The sequence below is a fragment of the Acidithiobacillus sp. TH-A35 genome, from assembly GCF_057473505.1.
In genome coordinates this window covers 1-7,015 of sequence record NZ_JBYCKR010000019.1, presented here as the reverse complement: position 1 = coordinate 7,015, position 7,015 = coordinate 1, and the positions used below count along the sequence as shown (strand labels likewise).

Genomic DNA, 7,015 nt, shown 5'->3' with positions numbered 1-7,015 from the left:
ACTGCAGGGACAGGCCGATGTGGGTTTTCTGTTTGACGAAGTGTATGCCGGTGCGAGTGGCCTGACCCGTGATCGGCTGCGCATTATTGATCGTTCCGATGATGCTTTCGCTTTCCATGCTTTTTGTATCGGTCCGCGATTGTTGCCGCAGCAGGAACTGCTTACTCAAGTGCTCTGTCGGATGGATCAAGAAGCGCGTGGACAGGTGTTGTTGCAGGATATCGGTTTTTCCGGCTTTGCGCCGGTGACCGATGACGAAATTGCTTGTCTGACTATGCTTGCCGACGAATACATCAGTGGCCATGAGGCTATTGATCTGCGTGCGACGTCATCTCTGGCCATCGATGATAGCGCCTTCGTGGTCGCCCGCGAGGACCCGGATAGCGGGACAAAGTAGTGTGCCTGTGCTTACAATGCGCGTATGAGCTACCGTGATCTGCGGGCCTTCGTGGCCGACCTCGAAAAACGCGATTTATTGCGCCGATTGAACATGCCTGTCTCGCCTGAGTTGGAGATGACGGAAATTTGCGATCGCACCCTGCGTGCAGCAGGCCCCGCCATTTTGTTCACCCGGCCTGCGGGCTACGACATGCCCGTGCTGGGCAATCTCTTCGGAACGACGGAACGGGTGGCGCTGGGGATGGGTGGCGAATCTCTTGCTGACCTCCGGCAGACCGGTCAATTACTGGCCTATCTCAAGGAACCTGACCCTCCCCGCGGCTTGCGCGACCTCTGGGAAAAATTACCCACCCTGCGTAAGGTCCTCTACATGGCGCCGACCACCCTGAGTCGACCGCCTTGTCAGGAAATCGTCCTGCGCGGAGAGGCGGTCGACCTCGCTGCCCTTCCGGTGCAGACCTGCTGGCCAGAAGATGCGGCACAGCTCATGACCTGGGGCCTGACCATCACCAAGGGGCCGCACAAGCGGCGGGCCAACATGGGTATCTACCGGCAACAGGTCATCGGTCGTAACCGGGTGATCATGCGCTGGCTGGCGCACCGGGGCGGCGCTCAAGACCTGCGAGAGTTTCAGAAAGTACACCCCGGCGCGCCATTCCCCGTTGCCGTAGCCTATGGTGCCGATCCAGCCACCATCCTGGCTGCGGTTATTCCCATCCCCGACACCATTTCTGAGCACCAGTTCGCTGGGCTGCTGCGCGGCGGACGTACTGAACTCGCCAACGCCCTGAGCGTCCCGCTACAGGTGCCCGCGCGTGCGGAGATAGTGCTGGAAGGGCATATTTATCCGGATGACATGGCGGTGGAAGGGCCTTTCGGAGATCACACGGGCTACTACAACGAGACCGAGCGCTTTACGGTGTTCACCGTAGAGGTGATCAGTCACCGCGAAAACCCCATTTACCACAGCACTTACACCGGCCGTCCGCCCGATGAGCCCGCCATACTGGGTGCGGCTCTCAACGAAGTCTTTGTGCCCTTGCTGCAAAAACAGTTCCCGGAAATCGTCGATTTTTATTTGCCGCCGGAGGGTTGTTCTTACCGCCTGGCCGTGGTCAGCATCCGCAAAGGTTATCCCGGGCACGCCAAAAGAATCATGTTCGGTATCTGGGGCTTTTTGCGGCAGTTCATGTACACCAAATTCATCATCGTGGTGGATGAAGACATCAATGTGCGCCGTTGGGAGGACGTGATCTGGGCGATGACTACCCGGATGGATCCGGTGCGCGACATTACCCTCATCGAAAATACGCCCATAGATTATCTCGACTTCGCTTCGCCGGTTGCCGGGCTAGGCGGTAAACTGGGCATGGATGCCACCAACAAATTGCCTGGAGAGACGGCCAGAGAATGGGGTCGGCCCATTCACATGCCTGATGGGCTGCGCAAACGGGTAGATGATCTATTGGCAACGCTGGAGCGGCCACTGTTCTAAACACGCGCTGTGCGGGGTTCCTAAAATACGCATATGGGGTTATTCTCAATCACTGATGATGAACAAGTCGTACTTTAGCGGTACTCTGGACAGAGAAAAGGGCCTAAGCGTTAGCATAAGCCCTTGTTTTTAAATGGAGCGGGTGATGGGAATCGAACCCACGCCATGAGCTTGGGAAGCTCAGGTTCTACCATTGAACTACACCCGCATGTGGTGGATTCTATGCGGATGTACCTAAAAAGGCAAGGTGACCGCAGGCACTGCGATTTCCGGTAAATATAAACAAAGTCAATAAGATACTTAAATAGACCAAGAGGCATGATTATGGATCAGTTACCAACCCGGGAAGAGGATATTGAACAGGCCTCCCGCTCCCTGAAAGCTATGGCGCACCCGCTGCGTCTCAAGGTTTTGTGCGTATTGGGATCAGAAGAAATGAGTGTGCAGGATATCGTGGCCGCTGTTGGCACCACTCAGAGCAACATCTCTCAGCATCTCGCCATTTTGCGTGAAAAGGACATCCTCCGGGCGCGTAAGGATGCTAACAAAGTCTATTACCGCGTGGGTGATCCCCGTACCCTGCGCCTGATCGCCATGATGAGTGATGTCTTCTGCAGCCTCCGTTGAACACCGGGGCATAATATCGGGCACTGAGAAGGATCGAACTCGGGCCATTCAGGCAAAGAAGGCTTGAATGGCCGCCCATTGTATATTACAATAGTCTAATATTGTCTTGTGCTCACTGTGGACGTAGTCGTCAATGCTACGTTCGAACTGGTGTCACCATCTCGTCTATAATGAACTTGTGTGATGCTGCGCGGGCTTGGCAGCATTTGTTGTTTGAGCTTTTGTGTCGCCTGTCGCGGCGGGGAAAAACATGTCCTTTCGTCCTCACAAAAAAACACGATCCGTTTTAATCGCCTTGCTGATGGGCTCCGGTGCCTCGTTGCCAGCCGCGGCCTTGGATTTTAATCAGTGCCTAGATCTCGCCCTCAAGCAAAATCCGCAGATGCTACTGGCGCATGCCAGGCAGGCAGAAGCCAAAGGTGCTGTCTCCGAAGCGCGTGGTCACCTGCTCCCCAAGCTCGCGGCCTCTTTTTCTGCGAGCCAGTCGAACAACGCCTTGACCGTTTTCGGTATGAAGCTGTCGCAGCGGCAGGCGACCTTTAACGATTTTGGCGCGGGACAATTTAACCCTGACGCGCTGGGTGTAGCACCGACAGGGCTGGATCAACCGGGTAGTTACCACAATTTTGGCACCAAGCTGCAACTGGAGATTCCGATCTGGAATGGCGGGGAAATCCGGGGACGTCTGGGTCAGGCGCGGGCCATGCTGGAGGCCGCTCAGAGTGGTGACGTCATGGCACGCCAGAGGCTGACTTTCGCTATTTTGCAGGCCTATGACGGCGTCATTGCTGCTAACACGGGTATCGAGGTGGCGGATAAAGCCAAACTGGCGGCCGCATCTTATGTCAAAACCAGCCGCTCCCTGCTGGCGCGCGGGGTGCTGGTAAAGAGCGATCTGCTGTCTGCGGAAGTGCATTTGGAAAAAGCTGAACTGGCTGTCGAAAGTGCCCGGAACGCCCAAGCCAATGCCCTGGATAATCTCGCCACGCTTATTGGCTGGCCGGAAGGGAGGACCCTGACGGTAGCTGGCCCCGTTCAGCCCACACTGCCTGCGGCGCCGCTCACCAGTCTGCAGGGCGACGCGATGGCCCAGAACGCCGGTATCGTTGCCCTCCGTCACCAGGTCAAGGCGGCACAGGATGGTATCAGCGTCGCCCGTGCCGCTTATCTCCCCCACGTTAACGCCATGGCCAATCAGGAATGGAATGGCAGGACTCTCGGCAACGCGGCACCGTCTTATACCATCGGTGGAGAAGTGACCTGGAATGCGCTGGACTTCGCACGCGGTGGCGGAATGGACCGCGCCCAGGCTGAGCGTGAACGGGCCATGGCTGCCTTGCAGGAAGCGCAAGATAAGCTGCGTTTGCAGGTGGCGCAGGTGTGGCGTAGTGCCCGGGAGGCCACGCTGCGCGTCAAAATGCGTGCACTCGCGGTTAAGCAGATGGAAGAGGCGCAACGTCTGGTGCGTCTGCGTTACGAAAATGGTATAGAGACCGTGACCGGCTTGCTGCACGGACAGGCAGAACTGGATCAGGCGCGTGCCGAGCTTGTCTCTGCCTATTATGCGGAGGCGATAGACCGCGGCGCGCTGTTGCTGGCCATCGGCAAGCTGAATCCTCAAGAAATCGCCAGTGCGGGACATGTGCCCGCCGCAGAAGGAGCCCCCCAATGAACACATGGAAGCGGACCGTGTTAGTCGCCGCTCTGGCATTCTCTACGGCAAATCTTGCGGCCTGCAGCAAGTCGCCCCCGGATGCGCTACAAGTACCGAGTAAAATCACGGCGCCAGTCATGCAGATGGGGAGCCAGAACATGGCCGCCTTTGCCCGCGTTCCGGGTACGGTCACTGCCCATCAGCAGGTACAGCTCAGTTCCCGTCTGAGTGGCTATATTCGCGCCATGAGCGTGCGTGATGGACAGGCTGTAAAGGCGGGACAACTGCTTTTTGAGGTCGATCCGACGGAGGTGCTGGGACAGGTGCAGCAGGCGCAGGCTGGCTTGGCCGAGGCCGCATCTGCGCTCACGAACGCCCGTTCCAATTATGATCGATTCAAGGCCTTATATGCTCAGCAGGCCATTCCCGAGAAGCAGTGGGATCAGGTGAAATCGGCCTATGCCATGGCTCAGGCCCGTGCCGCAGCGGCACGGGGGGGTATCAGCACGGCGCAGTCGCAACTGCGTTATGCCCGGGTGACGGCGCCGTTCTCCGGAATTATCACGCGCAAGTTCATGCAGAACGGGGATCTTGCATCGCCTGGCCAGCCCATTCTGGCTTTGGCGGATACCTCCCAATTGGAAGTCCAGTGTAGTGTCAGCGGGATCCTGTACCGCAGTCTCCACATCGGTCAGCAAGTCGCTGTCATCTCCGACGGAAAAAGCGTTTCCGCAACCGTTCTGGATCTGGTCGGAGCCGCGGACGCGGTGACCCATACACACCTGGTCAAGCTCGGCTTGCCCGCAGACAGTACACTGCAGGCCGGTGACTATGTCAGTGTAGAAGTGCCGGTCACCCGGCGGCAGGTGATGGTGGTGCCGGCGTCTGCCTTGCTGGATCGGGCCGGTATTCCGGGTGTTTTTGTTGTTGATGCGCAAGGCATCGCGCGCTATCGCATGGTGCGGCCGGGGCAGAGCACGCCAGAGGGGGTGGAAATTCTTTCCGGTCTGAGTGCGGGTGAGACGGTAGTCGTGGGTAACCTCGCTGCGGTGAATAATGGCGACCATATTGAGCCAGCCGGAGTCACTCATGGCTGAACCAGGGCAGCGGCAAAACCTGGCGGGGCGGCTTGCCCAGTCTTTTTACCAATCCAAGATCACGGTGCTGATCATGGTGGCCATTGCCCTGTTCGGGGCTTTGGCCATTCTCGTCACGCCGCGCCTGTATAATCCTGAAATTGTGGTACCCGCTGCCGAAATTTTCATCATGCGGCCCGGCTCTGACAGCGAGGAAATTCACCATCTGGTGATACGCCCGTTGGAGGCCCTGATGGCATCCCTGCCCGGTGTCCATCACACCTATGGTTACGCCGTCAATGATATGGGCGTGGTCACCGTCGAGTTTCAGGTCGGTGCCAACGAAGAGAAAAGCCTGCTCGAAGTCTACAACCAGCTCAGCCGGAATATGGACAAAATGCCCCCCGGTACGGCGCAGCCCCTGGTTAAATCCATAGGCATTAATGACGTTCCGATCATGTCGCTGACCCTGAGCTCCAGCCAGTTGACGCCTTTGGCGTTGCGTCAGGTCGGCGTGCGGCTCATGGATCAGTTGCAGAGTGTGCCGGATGTGGCGAACGCCGAGGTGATTGGCGGTAGCCCTCTGGCGATCAATGTCTGGTTGAGCCCGGCCAAGCTCTCTAGTGCCGGTCTCAGCCTGGAAAATATTCAGCAGGCACTGAAGGGAAGCAATGTGATTCTCCCCGGCGGCGACCTGGTGCGGAACAACCAGGGAGTCCCTCTGCGCATCAATGGGGCGATAGGGTCAGCACGGGGCGTCGGCGACCTTATTATCGGCAGCCATGACGGGCAACCGATATTTCTTAAAGACGTGGCCCGGGTAGAAGAGGGTGCTGCGGAAAATAACATTGCGACCAGTAATACCCTTGGGCGTGCAAACCGAATCGGCCTACCGGCGGGTACGACCATGTCGGCGGTCACCATCACCCTCGCCAAGCGTCCGGGTGCGAATGCGGTGACAGTGGCAGACGCGATCAAGGCGAAAGTGGATCGTTTGGAGCGGGAGGCCCTGCCGGAGGGCGTGCACGTTTCTATCACCCGTGATTACGGCGCCCGCGCTGACGACGCGGTCAGTACCCTTTTCGAGCATCTCAGCATCGCGGTCGCGGTCGTCGCCGTTATCCTGATGATATTCCTCGGGTGGCGGGAGGCCGGCATCGTTATTCTGACAGTGCCGCTCACCTTGGGCGTCGTGTTGGGTATCGGCTGGCTGCTTGGGCAGACCATCAACCGGATCACCTTGTTTGCACTCATTCTGTCGCTGGGGCTGCTGGTGGATGGCGGCATTGTCGTCATCGAAAACATCCATCGTCATCTGCATGGCTGTGGCAAGGATGGTTTTGCCCGCTGCATCATCAATGCCAGCAATGAGATTGGTAATCCGACAAATATAGCGACGCTGGCGGTGATTCTCGCCTTCGTGCCCATGGCTTTTGTGACCGGGATGATGGGACCCTTCATGTTGCCCATCCCCATTTTTGTACCTATTGCTATGATTGCGTCGGTACTGCTCGCTTATACGGTGGTGCCTTGGGGGGCTTATCGCTTTCTGCGGGGCAAGGCAGCCAAACAGGCCGGCAGCTGGGGGGAGGGCGGGCATACGGCGCGGTCGGACGCTCTGCAGCGCGGGTATATCCGGGTGTTCAAGCCTCTGTTGAAATCTTCGGGGCGCCGTAATATCTTTTTCATCGTGGTCATTGTGCTGCTCTTGCTGGCGATGCTGATGCCGATGTGGCAGTTCATTCGCCCGCAAGGCATGAATGG

The 7,015-nt window shown here is 57.9% G+C and carries 6 protein-coding genes and 1 tRNA gene; 6 read left to right on the top strand and 1 reads right to left on the bottom strand.

Features of this window, described 5'->3' with window-relative positions:
- Both AC2VNK_RS00975 and ubiD read left to right on the top strand, forming a co-directional pair.
- On the top strand, positions 1 to 397 hold a 397-nt coding region (locus tag AC2VNK_RS00975; RefSeq protein WP_486882481.1), incomplete at its 5' end, for a PhnD/SsuA/transferrin family substrate-binding protein.
- Positions 398 to 421: 24 nt separating this feature from the next.
- On the top strand, positions 422 to 1,894 hold the full coding sequence (gene ubiD, locus AC2VNK_RS00970; RefSeq protein ID WP_486882480.1) for a 4-hydroxy-3-polyprenylbenzoate decarboxylase: 1,473 nt from the start codon (positions 422 to 424) through the stop codon (positions 1,892 to 1,894).
- Positions 1,895 to 2,028: 134 nt separating this feature from the next.
- On the opposite strand, the gene AC2VNK_RS00965 is transcribed toward ubiD, so the two are convergent.
- Positions 2,029 to 2,102, bottom strand: a tRNA-Gly gene (locus tag AC2VNK_RS00965).
- Between the two features lie 116 nt (positions 2,103 to 2,218).
- Here AC2VNK_RS00965 and AC2VNK_RS00960 point away from each other — a divergent pair.
- The 4 genes from AC2VNK_RS00960 to AC2VNK_RS00945 form a co-directional block, all read left to right on the top strand.
- Positions 2,219 to 2,521: an ArsR/SmtB family transcription factor gene (locus AC2VNK_RS00960; RefSeq protein ID WP_291522985.1), complete on the top strand. Its 303-nt coding sequence runs from the start codon at positions 2,219 to 2,221 to the stop codon at positions 2,519 to 2,521.
- 250 nt (positions 2,522 to 2,771) lie between these two features.
- Positions 2,772 to 4,193: a TolC family protein gene (locus AC2VNK_RS00955; protein ID WP_486882479.1), complete on the top strand. Its 1,422-nt coding sequence runs from the start codon at positions 2,772 to 2,774 to the stop codon at positions 4,191 to 4,193.
- Complete coding sequence (locus AC2VNK_RS00950; RefSeq protein WP_486882478.1) at positions 4,190 to 5,272, top strand: efflux RND transporter periplasmic adaptor subunit; 1,083 nt, start codon at positions 4,190 to 4,192, stop codon at positions 5,270 to 5,272. The genes AC2VNK_RS00955 and AC2VNK_RS00950 overlap by 4 nt, the downstream gene beginning before the upstream one ends.
- Positions 5,265 to 7,015, top strand: a 1,751-nt coding sequence (locus AC2VNK_RS00945) for an efflux RND transporter permease subunit (RefSeq protein WP_486882477.1), incomplete at its 3' end; no start/stop codon positions are given. The genes AC2VNK_RS00950 and AC2VNK_RS00945, both read left to right, overlap by 8 nt.